The sequence below is a fragment of the Neisseria sp. P0021.S007 genome, from assembly GCF_051956855.1.
In genome coordinates this window covers 1-509 of the sequence record NZ_JBQCXA010001253.1, presented here as the reverse complement: position 1 = coordinate 509, position 509 = coordinate 1, and the positions used below count along the sequence as shown (strand labels likewise).

At 47.5% G+C, this 509-nt stretch carries 1 protein-coding gene; it reads right to left on the bottom strand.

The genetic code is table 11. The features are described from left to right. Positions 1–164: 164 nt before the first annotated feature. Positions 165–509 (bottom strand): transporter associated domain-containing protein (locus ACTHUR_RS18590; RefSeq protein ID WP_296186662.1); only part of this gene is annotated, 345 nt, incomplete at its 5' end.

Here is a 509-nt window from a genome sequence, read left to right as displayed (position 1 = left end):
GGCTTGCAGCCTGTTGGTGCAATCAAGTCCCGAGCAATCCCCACCATGCAACCGGCGCACATTCACACCGAATTTTAGGCTCAGGACATTACGGCAACTAAAGTTAAATCAATAAAAAGGCCGTCTGAACATTTTCAGACGGCCTTTACTATATTAGCCTTTCCTTATTCTTCTTCCGGCAAACGATTGATTTTCACACGGGCAATCCGTTGTCCGTCCTTCTCAACCACTTCAAAACGCCAGCCATGATAATCGATGAAGTCGCCCACATCAGGAATACTTTGCAATTCTTCCATAATCAAGCCGGCAACAGTATGGAAGTCCGCATCTTCTTCTTGAGCAGGCAGATTTAACTGGGAAGCCAATTCCACATACTCCAATGCACCATCCACAGACAGCGTTTCATCCTGGCTGGCTGGAGCAGCTTCTTCTTCCTCACGCTCGAATTCCTCTGGGAACTCACCGGCAATGGTTTCCAACAAATCTTTCATGGTCACCATACCCAACAC